Annotated in this window: 14 protein-coding genes; 7 read left to right on the top strand and 7 right to left on the bottom strand. The window is 61.5% G+C overall.

What is annotated here, in order from left to right; genetic code table 11:
• Positions 1 to 182 precede the first annotated feature (182 nt).
• A complete protein-coding gene (locus tag ABIE53_RS30945) occupies positions 183 to 1106 on the top strand; it encodes a LysR family transcriptional regulator (RefSeq protein ID WP_029968837.1) in 924 nt (307 codons plus the stop codon).
• Positions 1107 to 1117: 11 nt separating this feature from the next.
• On the opposite strand, the gene ABIE53_RS30940 is transcribed toward ABIE53_RS30945, so the two are convergent.
• From ABIE53_RS30940 to ABIE53_RS30920, 5 genes are all read right to left on the bottom strand, one after another.
• Positions 1118 to 2092, bottom strand: a complete 975-nt coding sequence (locus ABIE53_RS30940; RefSeq protein ID WP_192700346.1) for an ABC transporter permease — start codon at positions 2090 to 2092, stop codon at positions 1118 to 1120.
• 14 nt (positions 2093 to 2106) lie between these two features.
• Positions 2107 to 3117, bottom strand: a complete 1011-nt coding sequence (locus tag ABIE53_RS30935) for an ABC transporter permease (protein ID WP_192700253.1) — start codon at positions 3115 to 3117, stop codon at positions 2107 to 2109.
• Complete coding sequence (locus ABIE53_RS30930; RefSeq protein WP_192700252.1) at positions 3110 to 4693, bottom strand: sugar ABC transporter ATP-binding protein; 1584 nt, start codon at positions 4691 to 4693, stop codon at positions 3110 to 3112. The genes ABIE53_RS30935 and ABIE53_RS30930 overlap by 8 nt, the downstream gene beginning before the upstream one ends.
• A 396-nt stretch (positions 4694 to 5089) precedes the next feature.
• Complete coding sequence (locus tag ABIE53_RS30925) at positions 5090 to 6211, bottom strand: Gfo/Idh/MocA family protein (RefSeq protein ID WP_192700251.1); 1122 nt, start codon at positions 6209 to 6211, stop codon at positions 5090 to 5092.
• An 88-nt stretch (positions 6212 to 6299) separates the two neighbouring features.
• Positions 6300 to 7265 (bottom strand): sugar ABC transporter substrate-binding protein, encoded by a 966-nt coding sequence (locus ABIE53_RS30920; RefSeq protein WP_192700250.1) that lies wholly within the window; start codon positions 7263 to 7265, stop codon positions 6300 to 6302.
• Positions 7266 to 7626: 361 nt separating this feature from the next.
• On the opposite strand from ABIE53_RS30920, the gene ABIE53_RS30915 reads away from it, so the two are divergent.
• Positions 7627 to 8484: a sugar phosphate isomerase/epimerase family protein gene (locus ABIE53_RS30915; protein WP_192700249.1), complete on the top strand. Its 858-nt coding sequence runs from the start codon at positions 7627 to 7629 to the stop codon at positions 8482 to 8484.
• A gap of 253 nt (positions 8485 to 8737) precedes the next feature.
• Here ABIE53_RS30915 and ABIE53_RS30910 read toward each other — a convergent pair whose 3' ends face one another.
• On the bottom strand, positions 8738 to 9910 hold the full coding sequence (locus ABIE53_RS30910) for a TIGR03118 family protein (protein ID WP_192700248.1): 1173 nt from the start codon (positions 9908 to 9910) through the stop codon (positions 8738 to 8740).
• Positions 9911 to 10083: 173 nt separating this feature from the next.
• Positions 10084 to 10950 (bottom strand): LysR substrate-binding domain-containing protein, encoded by an 867-nt coding sequence (locus tag ABIE53_RS30905; protein WP_029968854.1) that lies wholly within the window; start codon positions 10948 to 10950, stop codon positions 10084 to 10086.
• A gap of 127 nt (positions 10951 to 11077) precedes the next feature.
• Here ABIE53_RS30905 and ABIE53_RS30900 point away from each other — a divergent pair, with 127 nt between their 5' ends.
• From ABIE53_RS30900 to ABIE53_RS30880, 5 genes are all read left to right on the top strand, one after another.
• Positions 11078 to 12100, top strand: coding sequence for an ABC transporter ATP-binding protein (locus tag ABIE53_RS30900; protein WP_310076434.1), 1023 nt, complete (start codon positions 11078 to 11080; stop codon positions 12098 to 12100).
• A complete protein-coding gene (locus ABIE53_RS30895) occupies positions 12097 to 13254 on the top strand; it encodes an ABC transporter ATP-binding protein (protein ID WP_310076435.1) in 1158 nt (385 codons plus the stop codon). Before ABIE53_RS30900 ends, ABIE53_RS30895 begins: the two co-directional genes overlap by 4 nt.
• A 105-nt stretch (positions 13255 to 13359) precedes the next feature.
• On the top strand, positions 13360 to 14862 hold the full coding sequence (locus ABIE53_RS30890; RefSeq protein ID WP_192700246.1) for an ABC transporter substrate-binding protein: 1503 nt from the start codon (positions 13360 to 13362) through the stop codon (positions 14860 to 14862).
• 6 nt (positions 14863 to 14868) lie between these two features.
• Positions 14869 to 15813 carry an ABC transporter permease gene (locus ABIE53_RS30885; RefSeq protein WP_029968859.1) on the top strand — a complete coding sequence of 315 codons (945 nt, stop codon included), beginning with the start codon at positions 14869 to 14871 and terminating at the stop codon, positions 15811 to 15813.
• Positions 15813 to 16709 carry an ABC transporter permease gene (locus ABIE53_RS30880; protein WP_192700245.1) on the top strand — a complete coding sequence of 299 codons (897 nt, stop codon included), beginning with the start codon at positions 15813 to 15815 and terminating at the stop codon, positions 16707 to 16709. The genes ABIE53_RS30885 and ABIE53_RS30880 overlap by 1 nt, the downstream gene beginning before the upstream one ends.
• Positions 16710 to 16712: the final 3 nt, after the last annotated feature.

Raw genomic sequence — 16712 nt, 5'->3', positions numbered from 1 at the left:
CGGCGGACCTGCAAGCGCGCACGTCAACGCTCTTTCATTGTAGAAGTCGATTCTACAAACCGGATACCTTGAGTCGGTTTATCAATGCTCCCGTCTACGGCATATTGGGCCCGGAAGGGGTGGAAGAATCCCTTCCGATTTTTTCACCTGAATGTTTCACCTGAATGGGAAGAGGGCAGGCGATGGACCGCTGGACGCAATTGCAGTTGTTTGTGCTCACTGCCGATCTGGGCAGCCTGTCGAAGGCGGCCGAGCAGCTCGACATGTCGAACGCTGCGGCCAGTCGAACGCTGAGCTCGCTGGAAGAGCGCCTCGGCGCACGGTTGATAGAGCGGACGACCCGCCGCATGTGGCTCACTGACGCCGGCCGTGAATATCATCGTCGCTGCACTGCGGTTATTTCCGAACTGTCCGAAGCCGACTCGATTGCTTCCGAAGAGGCAGTGAGCCCGCGCGGTGTACTGCGCGTGACCAGTTCCGTCTCATTCGCAATGATGCATATTGCACCCGCGCTGCCGGAGTTCCTCACGCGCTATCCCAACCTGTCGGTTCAGATAGTCGCGGCGAATCAGTACCAGAACTTCATCGAAGCCGGGATAGACATCGCCATTCGCACCAGGGAGCACGAGGGAGACTCCGGCATCACCATACGACGCCTTGCTGAGACCAGGCGAGTGCTGGCGGCGTCGCCGGCGTACCTCTCCGCGCACGGTCGTCCCCAGAACCCCGAGGACCTCGCGCAGCACAACATGCTCGTCTATAACCTTGCCGTTGACCCCTATCTGCTTCATCTGCGTCGGGGAACGGAAGAACGCAATATCGCCATTACAAGCGCGCTCGACTCCAACGAAGGCCAGGTCATCGTCGCGGCCGGGCGGGCAGGGCTAGGGATTGTTGTCCAACCGCTTTACATCATTCACGACGACATCGTGTCTGGCCGTCTCGTGCCAGTGCTCGACGATTGGCAATTGCCACGTCTGACCATCAACCTCGCTTATCAAAGCCGACGTTACCAGCCCGCGAAAATCAGAGTTTTCACGGACTTCCTCATGGAGCGCGTCAGAAGCCTGAATCTCGAAGAACGTTGGATGACGTTTGCGACCTGAAATGCCGGCCTTCAATGCACTCGGCGAAATGCAATAAATCGCTCGAGCGGCGACGCCAGCACTGCACCGAGGCGCCCATCGAGCAAAACCACAATCAGAAGCAAAAGGCCGTTGACGAGAAGAATCTGCGTAGACGTAGCGCTCAACAGGCCGAGCCCATTGTTCAGCACAGTAAGAATCAGAACACCCATTGCCACGCCGAGCGGCGAACCGATACCTCCACCCAACGCGACACCGCCAACAATCGCCGCTGAAGCCGCCTGAAGCAGGATATTGCTTCCCATCGTTGCGGACGCAGTCGCGAGGCTCAGCGAGAGAAGGCCGCCGCCCAGTGCCGACAGTCCGCCGGAGATGACGAAGCCGACCGTCAGTGCCTTACCCACACGCGCGCCACTCTGAATTGCCGCCTTCCGATGCCCACCCGATGCGTAGATGTCGCGCCCGAGGGTGGTGTAACGCAAGAACAGCGATACGGCGACAAAGCAGGCGATTGTGATGAGGCTACGGGGGGAAAAGATTGCAGCAATGTTCTGGTCAAGGAAGTCGCTGACATCGAGGTTGGCGTAGCTCAGCACGCGGCCGCCCGCAATCCAGTAACCGATGCCGGTAAGGAACATCATGGAGCCGACTGTCGTCACCAGCGAAGAGACACCGAGCCACGGCAGCAGCGCCGCGTTAGCGATGCCGACCACCACGCCAAAGATGATTGCGTACAGCATGCCGAGCATCGCACTATCGCCACCGAACTTCACCGTGATGAGGCCGGCAACTGTCGAGATTGCAGCGACGCTCAGATCGAACTCGCCCGCAATCATCGTGACCGAAAGACCGAGCGCGATGATGCCGAGGAATGCAAACGCCTGGAAGATTGCGTAGAGGTTCGCCTGCGAAAAATAGTGGTCGACGCAGAGGCCGAAGACAATAGGCATTCCCACGAGCAGTACGAGGCGAATGGCCAGATTGAGAAGTCGTTGAGACTGTTCCATTTTCAAATCTCCTGTTATTTCCGTCCCGGACCGAGCCGGGCAAGCAACGCGCCGAACACGACTGCCGCGAGAACGACGATGCCCTTCGCTACCAACTGGTACTCGTAACTCACACCGCTGACCAGAAGGATGTTGCTGATAACGGCGAGGAAAATGGCGCCGGTTACCGCGTCGGAGATTTGTCCGCGTCCGCCTCGAATCGAGATTCCGCCGACGAGCACGGCAGCAATTGCGTTGAAGTCCAGGTCAATGCCGTAGGTCAGGTTGCCTTGCGCCGACGACGATGCAATCAACGAGCCGGCAAGCGCCGCTGCGGCGCCCGCGAATCCATAGCAAACGAGCGTTGCCGTCATCAACCGAAGCCCTGCGATGCGCGCAACTTCGGCTCGCATACCAATCAGTCGAATTTCCCGCCCGATACGTGACTTTTGCAGAATGAAGCTTGCGATGGCCGCAAAGATAGCCAGCACCAGGATCTGATTCGGCAGCCAGCCAAATAACCGTCCTTGACCGAGCCAGGTCGCGTCGCCTTTTCCGATGACGGTAAGCCCGCCGGTGTAGATAACGCCAGCACCAATGATGATTGACGAGGTGGCAATCGTGGTGATGATGGGATTCGCTCTGCCCAATGCGATGATTCCACCCTGGAGAGCCCCAATCAAAAGGCCGCTCAACACGACAAGCAGCAGCGCTGCGCCGAGACCCAGATGAATGAGCGCAGCGAACATCACAGTGGAGACGGCCGCTGTTGCGCCCATCGAAAGCATGAAGAGATTTCCGCTGAGGGTCACTAGCGCCATCCCGATAGCGCCAATGCCGACTGCGGCCACCGAGTACATCAGAGACTGCATGTTTCCGAACTCGGTGAAGTGCGGAACGATAGCCGCAGCCACTACGATAAGTACAAGGGTAGCGATGCGAATCGACGCAGCGTGAATACTCGTCGTGCCGAACAATGCTGCGGCCCAACGTCGTAGCGCAGTCGTCGATACCTGCACGGTAGGCTCAAGAGCTGTCTTATGCATTACCCACCTCCGCAGTCTGGTTCCGGAAAGAGACATGGCCATGAGATGCATCGCCGTCGCCTGCCACGATGTCGTGCAGGAGCGTGTCGCCGTTTATCTCGAAGCGCGGCTTATGACGGACCATCCGGCCTCTGAAGACAGTGAGAACCGTATCCGCGAGCTCCAGGATTTCTTCAAGGTCAGTCGAATAGAAGACGATCGCCAGGCCTTCGTCCGCCATCTTGCGCAGCGTGGCGTAAATTTCGCTGCGCGCGCCAATATCGACGCCCCGAGTAGGCTCGTTCAGAAGCAACAGACGTGGAGCTAGTGCTACTGCCTTCGCGAGAGAGACCTTCTGCTGGTTGCCGCCGCTAAGCGTCGACACTTCGTGCGGAAGACGCCTCGGGTCGATGGTGAACATCGAGGCCAGGCGTCGTGCCTCTTCCTGTTCCCCTGCGCTTCGCATGATTCCCGCTCGGGTGAACTTCGCCATAACGGACGCAGTGATATTGATGGCAATTGGCGCATCCAGGAAAACGCCTTTGTCAGCGCGGTCTTCTGCCACGTACGCGATTCCCGCTCGCAGCGAGTTGCGAATGCTGTCGAGCTTGACGGTTTGGCCGTCCACTTTCACCGCACTGGAAATATCACCGCGCAGGCCGGCAAGGGCTTCAACGAGGACTTCCGCTCCCGAACCCAACTGGCCGACCACGGCGAGGATTTCGCCCGGCGCGACGTCGACTGACAGTTCCTTGACCTTGTCCGCGACCGTCAGGTTGGAAATCGAAAGACGCGGCGCCACATTGGCGCGTTTCTCCGGCGGCATGACCTTGCTGTGCACCAGCTCGCGACCAATCATTGCCTTGACCACCTCTGCGGTCGTCATATCCGCGGTGCGCTGCGTGAGCACATGCTGTCCATTGCGGAAGACCGTTACCCGGTCTGTGAGCGCAAACACTTCGTCGAGTCGATGACTGACGAAAATCATCGCGGTCCCCTGGTCACGCAGTTTGCGCGCGACATCGAAGACCCGAACAATCTCCGCATCCGACAAGGTCGCGGTGGGTTCGTCCAGCAGCAGGACCTTCGCTTGACGCGACATGCCCCGGGCGATTTCGACGAGTTGGCATTCGGCGAGGCTCAGTCGCGACGCAGGCGCGTCGAGCTTGATATGCGACAGTCCGACCGAATCCAGATGCTCACGGACGGAGTCCCGGTATTGGCTGCGACGGTAGATTGCGCTCTGGTTCGCTCCACCGAGAAGAATGTTATCGAGCACCGACAGCGTCGGGACGATAGCCAGCTCCTGGTGAACGATGGAGATAAGTCTCGGGTCGGTGCGATGCCCCAGCTTAAGTTGATGTCCGTCGATGGTAATTTCACCGTCGTCCGGCTGCACCAGGCCACCAAGAATTTTGATAAACGTGCTTTTGCCTGCACCGTTCTCGCCACATAGCGCGTGAATCTCACCAGGTGCCAGCTCGAGGCTGACGCCGGTGAGCGCCTTCACGCCACCATAGTGTTTGGTCAGATTGCGAGCGCACAGCAGACTCTGAGTGGCGAGCGTCTCGCCGCGTGTTTTAGCGTCTTGCAGCATTGTCTTCCTCCATACGCGGACACTCTTCGGTCGTCCGCTGCTACGGGTCGATGCCCGTCACCGTCACCTTGCTCATACGCGTGATTGCTCACGCTTCGTGACGCATACATGTCGAATAACGAAGCCTTGCATCGAGACTGAAGCGCAGGCATGCCGTGGGCGCTGCCGCATCAGCGATGCCGCTGCTGTGAGTTCAGGAGGAGAGGAATTGGCAAAGAATCGCTGCGTGCGCAGGAATGCATGTCGTCTCCATCCGAAACTCGCTTTAGCGGCTTCGTTATCGTTAAACACAGGTTATTCGTTCGCCGAGGAAAGAAAAATGCGTGGCCGCGAAATGATATTTCCAGCCACCGGAAATATCGGCGTCCGGCTGCAGTCGTACAGAAACGCGGTTGGTTACAGAGAGACTCTCCGTGCCTCGGCCGAAGACCGGATGGCGGCGTCGACAATCCGTTGGATTTCCCACGCTTCCCGAAAGTCCGGGAACGTAGGCGTTCCATGTTCGATTGCGGCGATGAATTCGGCCATCTCTATGGTTTTCAAATCGTTGAAGCCTAATTGGTGGCCGCCCGCCACCGTGAAGTTTTCGTAGGGACGATGTGCGGGTCCGGCTTCGATTCGAGTGAATCCCGATGTCCGTACGTCGCCGCCGGCCTTGAAATAGCGGAGCTCGTTCAAGCGCTCCTGGGAAAAGCACAATGCACCCTTTGTTCCATAAATCTCGAACTCGAGTTGCATCTTGCGGCCAGTCGCGGTCCAGTTTGCTTCGATCGAGCCCGAACACCCGCGGTCAAAGGTCACCATCAATCTGGCAATGTCGTCGACCTTGACCTCCAGGCGCTCGAGCGAACCAGGCGACACTGGGCGCGACTTATTGACGGTCTCGAGTTGCGCGTTCACATGGGTGATAGGACCAAGAAGGAAGCGTGACATTCCGACGATGTGGTTGCCGATTTCCGCCAGCGCGCCAGCACCGTTTTGAGGGTCGACTCGCCAGCTATAGGGAATCTCAGGGTCGGCCATGTAGTCTTCCGCATGGATGCCGCGAAAGCTCGTGATATCGCCCAGTTCGCCGGACGCGATCATCTCCCGCGCCAGTTTGAGAAGGGGATTCTTGATGTAGTTGTAGCCGACTTGCGTGACGACGTTCGCGGACTCGGCCGCCTTCATCATGTCGTGAGCATCGGAAGCGCATGGCGCAATAGGCTTCTCGCAATGCACATGCTTGCCGGCGGCGATCGCTGCCAATGCCATCTCTCGGTGCAAGCTGCATGGCGTCGTGATTGAGACGACTTGAATATCGCGGTCTTCGAGGAGTGACCGCCAGTCATTCGTCGCACGCTCGAAGCCAAACTGCTCGGCCGCTTGCCTTGCTCCAGCCTCGCTGACATCGGCGACGGCCACCATCCGCGGGATCAAAGACCCAGGAAAAGCATTCGGCACCGCTCTGTACGCCAGCGCGTGCGCTTTTCCCATAAAGCCAGTTCCAATCACGGCAACGCCAATCTCTCGTCTCATTCGTGTCTCCGTGCTTAAGCGAAAGCGACCCCGCAGGGTCGCGTTGCGTCCTATTGGCTGCGCAGCAACTGGGTAGCCGTCGCGTGACTTACTTTTTCTGGGAATAGCAGACGTTCAACGTGGCTTTGGTGGCCGCCGGGTTCGGCAGGTACTGCACGGCTTGCGGGGCTTTGCCGGTGGCGAGTTGCTTCGCGGCCTTCGCGGCGTAAGCGCCGTCGTCGAAGGGAGATTGCTCGACCGTGGCATACGCCTTTCCGGCCGAGATAGCTTCCACCGCGCCGGAGTCGCAACCGTGTCCGACAATCACGAGCTTCGAAGGGTCGAGGCCGAGCCGTTGTGCGGCGGTCACCACGCCGCGAAGTTGTGAATCGTTCTCGGTGTAGATGCCTTTCACGTCTTTGAACTGCGTGAAGAGCGCCGACGCGGCGGCTTCCGCCTTCACCGCATCCCAGTCGGCCGGCTGCGAGCCAACTACTTCAATGCCCGGCGCATTCTTCTTGAGGCCATCGACGAAGCCCTGATAGCGCTGGACTTGCGGAGGCGTGCCCATCGGGCCGTTAATGACGATGACCTTGCCTTTATCGCCGTATCCCTTCTCCTTGAAGCCTTGAATCATCGTCTTCGCCGCGACGTCGCCGTTGCTGATGTCGTTCGGCCCAGTGAAGACTTTCCAGTACCGGGAGTACTTCTGGTCGGGCATCGAGTTGGAAATGACGAGCGGGATTTTTGCCTGGTCTATCTTGCGAATCGACGGGACCATTGCGCTCGAATCAACCGGCACGAGGACGATGACATCAGGCTTCTGCGCGAGCGTCTGGTCGACCTGGGTTGCCTGCTCATTCGGGTCGTAGTTGGTGACCTTCACGTCGAGCTTGATGCCTTGCGCCGCGGCCTCCTTTTCGAAGCCTTTGACATAGAGCGCCCAGTACTCGACGCTCTGCGTCGGCATAAGCAATGCGACGCGGGGTTGGTCGGCGGCTTGGGCGCCACTGCTGAAAGCGGTGGCGATAGCGCTGACAGCAAGGCAAGAAATAACGGATTTGCGGATGTTCATGCTGTGTCTCCTGATGGCCCCTGAGATAGGTGAGCCGGGTTTTAATGTTCTCGAGAAGGCACAGTACGGCTTGGTATGGGAAAGAAAAATGCGACAGAACGAAAAGTTATTTCCGCTCACTGGAAAAATTGCGACTTGCAGACGGCGATAACCACGCGGCTTTCGAAGAATGACGCTGCGCGCCGCTTTTGCGGGCCGCGACACGCCCAGCAATCCGCAAAACGCCAGCGTGTAGATTCAAACTCTACGGTGAGACGATTCGAGGGTTGTTTATCCGCTGCCGTTTCTACGCGATAGTTCGGGGCATGGTTTTCTAGCGACGCCCGTCGGGTCGGTCGCTGCTTTCTTAATGAGGGTTTTCATGTCCAGATCTAAAGTCGAACTTGTTGCTGCTTACTTCACCCTGTCGGGCGACGTCTTTCCGTTTGGCCCGACGGAAATCAGTCCATTCAGCTTCAAGGATCGCGTTGAAGCGGCAGCAAAAGCGGGCTGGGACGGCATCGGCCTGATTCATTCGGATATCTATGCAACGGCCGACAAGATCGGCTTCCCGGAAATGCGCCGAATCCTCGAAGCCAACGGCATGAAGCACGTCGAGTTCGAGTTTCTGGTCGACTGGTGTCAAACCGGCGAGCGCCGCCGCACGTCGGACAGCATGCGGTACTACTACCTGAAGGCTGCGGAAGAACTTCGTGCGCGCATCGTGAAGGTCGGTCCAGGCATTGGCGAAGAAACCGCAAACATTCCGCTGATGGTCGATGAATTCGGCAAGCTGGCTGACGATGCCCAGAAGCGTGGTACGCAAGTGATGCTGGAAATCATGCCGTTCAGCAACGTACGCACGATTGAAACCGGCAAGGCCATCGTCGAAGGCGCGAACAGGAAGAACGCGGGTCTGCTGCTCGACATCTGGCACCTGAGCCGCGGCAATGTGGACTTCAAGGAAATCGCCACAATCAAGCCGGAATTTATCAAGGGCATCGAACTCGACGACGCGGACCGTTACGCAATCGAGCCGCTGTGGATGGACACCTGCCACAAACGCCGTCTGCCTGGTGAAGGCGTACTCGACGTGCAGGGCTTCATCAAGGCAGTCCAGGCGACGGGCTTTGACGGGCCGTGGGGCGTGGAAATATTGTCGGAAGTCGAGCGAAAGCTGCCGCTCGAGGAGATGGCCACACGTGCGTACAACGCGACGATTCGGCAGTTCGAGAATTGAGCGCGACGCCTGAACCAGGTAGGCGAACGGCCGCCGCCAGACGCTTGCGGCCGCTTTTTTGGAGGCTTCGACTTGCCGGTCGCTCGTTCCCGACGAGCGACCTTCTCTCCTGAAGAGAACTACTTCCCGCTCAGCAGTTCCTTTGTCCGCAGGGTGATGGCCGACAGGCCGCTGTACGATTCTCGGGCGCTCGCGGTGCTCAAAGCAATACGGCCGCTCGTTCCACCTTAGCGGCCGCACGATTGCCCACAACCTACATGCCGATGCTGGCGCCGCCGCTCGAACTCGTGCCTGTACTCGTTCCCGTGGCGGAACCCGAGGTCGATGCCGGATTCAGATCGATTCTTCCATAGACGCCGTCCGCTTCGTCATTGGGCCCCGCAGCGAAGAAGAGGGTAGTGGCAGGCTGATTGTCGAGCCCGTTGCCGAACGCGATGCCCCACAAACCCGGCTCGACGATCGCCTTGCCGTTCGAACTCCTGATGGCGCCCATCGACTGGCCGCTCGATGCGTTGAACGCGTTGATCGTGCCGTCGCCGAAATTGCCGATCAGCACCGCGCCGCTCAATGAGCCGAAATTGCCCGGCGCTTGCGCAATACCCCACGGCGCATTCAGCGCGCCGCCCGTTGCAAAGCGCTGCTTGAGATTGCCCGCCGTGTCGAATACGTCGACCATACCGAGTCCTGCTCCCGCGACGTCGTCATGTTTGTCGGCATCCTGCTTCGCGTAGGTGACGAACAGATTCAATCCGATCAACTGGATGCCGAACGGCGCGAAGCCGGCAGGAATGGATGGATCCGCAAAGGCGCCGGGCATGGCGACTTTGGCAAAGTTGGTGTCGAAGACGTCAATCTTGCCGTTATGGAAATCGGTGGCGTAGAGAAAGTTGTTGCCGTTGTTCGGCGCGAGAGCGAGGCCCTTGTACACGGCGGCGCCGGTGCCGTCGTCGTACATGACAAACGCATTCGTCGGCCCAACGGCGGGCGCCCACGCGGTGACGGTGCCGCCTTCTCCCACGAAGATAAACGCGGCGACGCCCGTCTTGCCGTTTCGCGTCACGTTGAAGCTTTGCGTGCCGTTGAATACGATGCCGGTCGGCGACGCTGTTCCATTCGTACCATTGGGGATCGTGACGACCAGCGATTGCGGCACGCCGTTGCCGTCATAGAGTGTCGCGAGGTTGGTTCCGTTGTCGGCGACCCAGACGAAGCCTTTCGGATTGAAGGCCACGCCCCAGGCATTCTTCAGATTGGGGTCCGTGTGCGCCGCCGACACGGCGCCATCCGAGACGAGCGCCGTTGCGGTGAACGACGACTGCAAAGGCGGCCCGGAACTGTTCGAGCTGGAACTGCCGCCGCACGACGCGAGTGTCGCGATAGCCGCGCCGCACGCTACGACGGTGAACGCTGCGAGTAGAGACTTCATGGCCGCACTCCTTGTTCCGTCCAAAGATCACAACGCTGAATGAACGGGAAGGCGAACGGGTTTATTTCAGTGGTGGGAAATTATTTGCGCGTGATTTCCATGGCTGAATTGACTATCCGCTGCGGATCGATTGAGTCATAGAACAGAACAGCGCACACGCCATGTCCGGCCGCTCAGTCGCTGTGCAGCGTATCGATAATCGCCTGCGTGATGCCGGGCCGGCCATATGACGCGCGCTGGATCATGCCGACTGTGCGCAGCACCGGCGGATCTGAAATCGGCAGCACTCGCAGTAACGGATCGTTTTGCCAGTTGCCGCGATGCAGAAGCGGCAACACTGCGACGCCGACATTTTCGCGCACCAGCGCGACGATCGTTTCGATCGAATTGAGTTCGAGATATTCGTTGACCGTCACGCCGGCTGTTTGCAGCGCATGCTCGACGACGCGCCCGGTGCGCACGCGCCGGTCGAAGCGCAGAAAGGGATAGCTGCGCAGAATCCGCCGCGGATCGTTGTCGCCGATTTCGCGGCTGACCACCAGCATCAGCGGCTCCGTGTAGAGCGTCGTCCACTTCAGCGTGTCGGGCAGGGTGGTGTCGGCATGCGCGACGACTGCCGCGATATCGACCTCACCCGCCTCGACTGTCCGCGCCAGTTCGTCGGAGCGCGACGACAGCAGCCGCACATCCAGTTGCGGATGCGCGGCCTTCAGACGCGCGATGACCAGCGAGAGCGCGCCGATCACCGACACCACCGCGCCGATGGTCACCGGCCCGACCATCGAATCCGCCGGCGTCGCCTCGAGTTCGGCCAGCAGGTCGAAAATCTGCTCGACCTTCGGCCAGATATCTTGCCCGTCGCGGCTCAGTGCGATCTGCCGGCCGCTGCGGTCGAATAACTGGCGGCCGAGCGCCTGTTCGAGCCCGCGCATCTGCAAGCTGACCGCCGCCTGGGTCAGCGCGACGCTGTCGGCCGCTGCCGCGAATGATCCGGTGCGCGCGACTGCCCGAAAGGTTCTCAGCATGCGCAGCGTGGGCATCGTTCATCCTCAAGAAAAAGTTAAGTACGGGTAAGAAATATTAATATTTTCTGTCGTAAAGCGCACCACATAATCGCCGCGAGACAGCCTTGAACAGGACTAGCAGCACGATATGGAGTTTCCCAGCGTGACCGATGACGCCCGCCGACCGGTTCTCGAGGTTCGCGGCTTTTCGTTAAAGTTTTCGCGCGACGCCGACGCGCCCAACCTCGTCGACGACATGTCGTTCTCGGTCGGCACTGGCGAGACGCTATGCATCGTCGGCGAATCGGGCTGCGGCAAGAGCGTCACGTCGCTCGCACTGATGGGGCTCCTCGCGAGTCCGCCTGCGCAACGCGTCGCCGGCACCGCGCACTTCGAAGGCAAGGACCTGTTCGCGCTGTCCGAGCGCGAACTGGCCGATATTCGCGGCAACCGGCTGTCGATGATCTTTCAGGAGCCGATGACGTCGCTGAATCCGGCGTTCACGGTCGGCGAGCAGATCGGCGAAAGTATCCGCCGGCATCGCAATGTGGAGCGCCGGCAAGCGCGCGAAGAGGCGCTCGAGATGCTGCGGCTGGTGCGGATTCCGGCGCCGGAAACCCGGCTCGATGCGTACCCGCATCAGCTTTCCGGCGGCATGCGCCAACGCGTGATGATCGCGATGGCGCTCGCGAATCGCCCGCGCCTGTTGATCGCCGACGAGCCGACAACCGCGCTCGACGTGACCATCCAGGCGCAGGTGCTGGCGCTCGTGAAGAATCTGCAAGCCGAGACCGGCACCGCGATGGTGTTGATCACGCACGACCTCGGCGTCGTCGCGGAAGTCGCCGACCACGTGGCGGTGATGTACGCGGGACGCATCGTCGAATACGGCACCGTCGCCGATCTGTTCGACGACCCGCAACATCCGTACACGATCGGCCTGATGGGCGCGATTCCTTCGGTCGGCAAGCGGGAAGGCGCGCTTGCGACGATCCGCGGTTCGGTGCCGTCGCCCGAGTTGATGCCGCACGGCTGCCGCTTCGCGCCGCGCTGCCCGTTCGCCGAACAACGCTGCATTGACGCCGCGCCGCCTGATAAGGTGATCGCCGGCGTGCATCGCGTTGCGTGCTGGCTCGCTCCGGTCGAACAGGTCGCCGCGCCGGTATTGCGTGAGGAAATGGCATGACGACGCCCACTGAACCGACCCCGCACGCACCGACGCCGCACGCACAGCCGGCCTCGCAGCCGGCTTCTCATTCGCCGGCGCCGATCATCGAGGCGCGCTCGCTGACGAAGCATTTTGGCGGTACGCGGCAGCTCTTCATGCGCACGCCAACGGTCTATGCAGTCAACGAGGTGTCGTTCGCGGTGCAGGCGGGCGAGACCTTCGCGATCGTCGGCGAATCGGGCTGCGGCAAGTCCACGCTCGGCCGCCTGCTGCTCCGTCTGATCGATTCGACGGACGGCCGCGTCTTCTATCAAGGCAAGGACATCACGCATGAGCAAGGCGCGCCGCTGCGGCGGTTGCGCCGCGAAATGCAGATCATCTTTCAGGACCCGTTTGCGTCGCTGAATCCGGGCATGACGATCGGCAAGATCGTCGGCGAGCCGATCGCGCTGCACGGGCTCGCGCCCGACAGCGCCGGGCACCGTGAGCGCGTCGCTCACCTGCTGCGCACGGTCGGCCTGCAGCCGGCCTACGCGAACCGTTACCCGCACGAATTCTCCGGCGGCCAGCGGCAACGGATCGGCATCGCGCGCGCATTGGCCGGTGAGCCGAAGCTGATCGTCGGCGACGAGCCGGTGTCGGCGCTCGACGTCTCGGTGCAAGCGCAGGTGATCAATCTTCTGGAGACGCTCAAGCAGGACCTCGGCCTCACGCTGATCATGGTTGCACACGACCTTGCGGTGATCCGCCATATGAGCGACCGCGTCGCCGTGATGTATCTCGGCGAGATCGTCGAACTGGCCGATGTCGATGCACTGTTCGACGCGCCGCTGCATCCGTACACGCAAGCACTGCTGCGCGCGATTCCGGCGAGCAGCCCGCACGAGCGGCGTGCGAAGCCCGCGTTATCCGGCGATCTGCCGAGTCCGACCGCGCCGCCTTCGGGTTGCCGTTTCCATACGCGCTGTCCGCATGCGAAGCCGCATTGCGCCGAAGTGCGGCCAGTCAGCGAACGGCTCGAGGACGGACGGCAGGTCGCGTGCCACTTCTGGCGCGAGATCCAGAACGCCGGCAGCGGCGCACCGCTGGCCACGAGCGTCAGTCCGAAATTGATCGAGCGGCTCGCGATCTACCGCGAGCGCCAGACGGCGCTAGCTTCCGCGGGCGACTGAGCCGGTGGCCGCGATGAAATTCGAGCGAACAAGCGGGACGCGCGCCGCGCCGCCAGGCTCTTCACCACACCGTTTGATGAATCGGAATACAAAGGGAAAATGCTCATGCGAAGAATGTTGATTGCCGCGGCGCTCGCACTTGGCGCCGGCGCCGCGATGGCCCAGACCGGTCAGACAATACGGATCGGCTTGCAGGACGACATCGGTTCGCTCGACCCCGCACGCAGCGTGCAGCTCGTCGACCGGATCGTGTTTGCGTCGCTGTGCAACGCGCTCGTCGATATCACGCCCGACCAGAAGATCGTACCGATGCTGGCAACCTCGTGGACGACGAGTGCCGACGGCAAGACGCTGACATTCAAGCTGCGTAAAGGCGTGAAGTTCCAGAACGACGAGCCGTTCAACGCGGCCGCCGTCAAGGCGAACCTCGACCGCGACCGCACGCTGCAGACGAGCAACCGCAAGAGCGAACTGGCGTCGGTCGATCACGTCGACGTCATCGACGACTACACGGTTGCCATCGTGCTGAAGCAGCCCGACGCCGCGCTGCTCGCGACGCTGACCGACCGCGCCGGCATGATGCTCGCGCCGAAGACGCTCGCCGATCCGGCCGGCGTCGCCGCGCATCCGGTGTGTTCGGGTCCGTACAAGTTCGTTCAGCGCGTGCAGAACGATCGCGTCGTACTCGAGAAATTCGCCGGCTACTGGGACGCCGACAAATACCCGATCCAGCGCGTCGTATTCCTGCCGATTCCGGACAGCACCGTGCGCCTCGCCAATCTGCGCTCGGGTTCGCTCGACATGCTCGAGCGCCTCGCGCCGTCCGATGTCGCGTCGGCGAAGAGCGACACGAACTTCAGGTTCGCGCCGGTCAGCGGCTTCGGCTACTACTACGTGACGTTCAATATCGGCCACGGCAAGCGCAGCAACGCGGTGCTCAAAGACAAGCGCGTGCGGCAGGCATTCGAGCTCGCGATCGACCGCGACGCGATCAACCAGGTGATCGGCGCGGGCATCTTCGCGCCGGCGAATCAGGCGGTGCCGAAGTCGAGCCCGTACTACAACGCGTCGCTGCCGATGTCGCATCGCGACATCGCGAAGGCGAAGGCGTTGCTGAAGGCGGCGGGCCACGAGCATGTCGACATCGAGTTCACTTATCCGAACAACACGGTGTCGAGCCAGATCGTGCAGATGATGCAGGCGATGGTCAGCGAAGCTGGCTTCAATCTCAAGCTGCGGCCGACCGACTACGCGACCGAACTCAACGCCGCCCACAGCGGCGACTTCGAGGCGATGTACCTCGGCTGGTCGGGCCGCGTCGATCCGGACGGCAATCTGCATCAGTTCAACACGTGCTCCGGCAACCTCAATTACGCGCATTACTGCAACCCCGAAGTCGACCGCCTGCTCGACGCCGCGCGCGTGAAGCTGACCACCGCGGAACGTAAAACCGACTACGAAGCGGCGTCGAAGCTGCTCGCCGACGACGATCCGATCGTCTATGTCTATAACCAGCCGTGGCCATTCGAGCTGTCGAAGAAGGTGCAAGGCTTCACGCCGTATCCCGACGGCCTGGTCCGCCTGCGCGGCGTCAGTATCAAGGGCTGAGCGGTCATGCTGCGGATCATTGCAAATCGCGTGCTGGTCGCCATTCCGACGCTGATTCTGGTGTCGATGCTGATCTTCGGCCTGCAGAAGCTGCTGCCGGGCGACCCCGTGACGGCGATGGCCGGGGAAGACCAGGACCCGCAGTTGATCGCGTCGCTGCGCGTCAAGTACCACCTCGACGAGCCGGTGCCGACGCAGTACGCGCTGTGGGTCCGTGACGTCGTGCGTGGCGATCTCGGCGCGTCGCTGCGCACCGACGTGCCGGTGACGTCGCTGATCGCGCAGAAGCTGCCGGTCACACTGCAACTCGCGGCGATGGCGATGATCTTCGCGATCGGTATCGGCATTCCGGCGGGCGTCATCTCCGCCGCGAGCCGCGGCGGCGCGCTCGATTACGGAGCGAACGTGTTCGCGCTGTCCGGCATGTCGATCCCGAACTTCTGGCTCGGCATCATGCTGATCTTCATCGTGTCGGTGCGCTGGCATCTGTTGCCGTCGTCCGGCTATGTGTCGCCGACCGAAGACTTCTGGCTCAGCATCAAGACCATGCTGATGCCCGCGTTCGTGCTCGGCGCTTCGCTCGGCGCGCAATTGATGCGTCACACGCGCAGCGCGATGCTGAGCGTACTGCGCACCGACTATATCCGGACCGCGCGTGCCAAAGGGCTGCTGCGCGGCACCGTCGTCGTCAAGCACGCCTTTCGCAACGCGCTGGTTCCGATCGTCACCGTGCTCGCGCTGCTGTTCGGCGAACTGCTCGCGGGTGCGGTGCTGACCGAACAGGTTTTCACGATCCCCGGCTTCGGCAAGCTCATCGTGGACGCCGTGTTCAATCGCGACTATGCGGTCGTGCAGGGCGTGGTGCTCGTCACCGCGCTGTGCTTCATCGTCGTGAACCTGTGCGCCGACGTGTTGTACGTCCTCCTCAATCCCCGACTGAGACGCAGCTGATGGCTACTCCCGCCGCCCCCGTTCATGCCTCGGCCGCTGCGTCGCAGACGACCGTACTGCCGCGCCGCGAGCGCCGCGGACTGGTGAAATTCATGCGCAATCGCGCCGCCGTGTTCGGCGCGGCGCTCGTGCTGCTGATCGTCGTCATGGCGGTCTTCGCGCCCTGGCTGTCGCATTACGACCCGGTGCAGGCCAGCTTCATGACCGTGCGCCAGGCGCCTTCGGCCGCGCACTGGTTCGGCACCGACGAACTCGGCCGCGACGTGCTGAGCCGTCTGCTGTGGGGCGCGCGTGCGTCGTTGCTGGCGGGCGTCGTGTCGGTCTGCATCGCGGTCGCGATCGGCGTGCCGCTCGGCTTGCTGGCCGGCTATTTCGGCAAGCTCGTCGACGGCGTGATCTCGCGAATCGCCGATGCGTTGCTGTCGATTCCGTTCCTGATCCTCGCCATCGCGCTCGCCGCGTTCCTTGGACCGAGCCTGACCAACGCGATGGCCGCGATCGGCATCTCCGCGATGCCGCGCTTCGTCCGGCTCACGCGCGGCCAGGCGATCACCGTGAAGGCGGAGGACTACGTGGAAGGCGCGCGGGCAATCGGCCTCGGCCACGCACGGATCATTGTGCGGTACATTCTGCCTAACGTGCTGCCGCCGATCATCGTGCAGGCCAGCCTGACGATCGCGACCGCGATCATCGCCGAAGCGAGTCTGTCGTTCCTCGGGCTCGGCCAGTTGCCGCCGTCGCCGTCGTGGGGTTCGATGCTCAACACCGCGAAGGACTTTGTCAGCCAGGCGCCGTGGATGTCGATTTTCCCCGGCATCGCGATCTTCCTGGCCGTGCTCGGTTTCAACCTGCTTGGCGACGGTCTGCGCGATGCGCTCGATCCGCGCGAGTCGTGACCG

Origin of the sequence: Paraburkholderia sp. OAS925 (genome assembly GCF_040543975.1) — a bacterium.
Classification (GTDB): Bacteria; Pseudomonadota; Gammaproteobacteria; order Burkholderiales; family Burkholderiaceae; genus Paraburkholderia; species Paraburkholderia graminis.
Note: the sequence above shows the minus strand (reverse complement) of the source record. Positions and strands in the feature narration are given on the sequence as shown.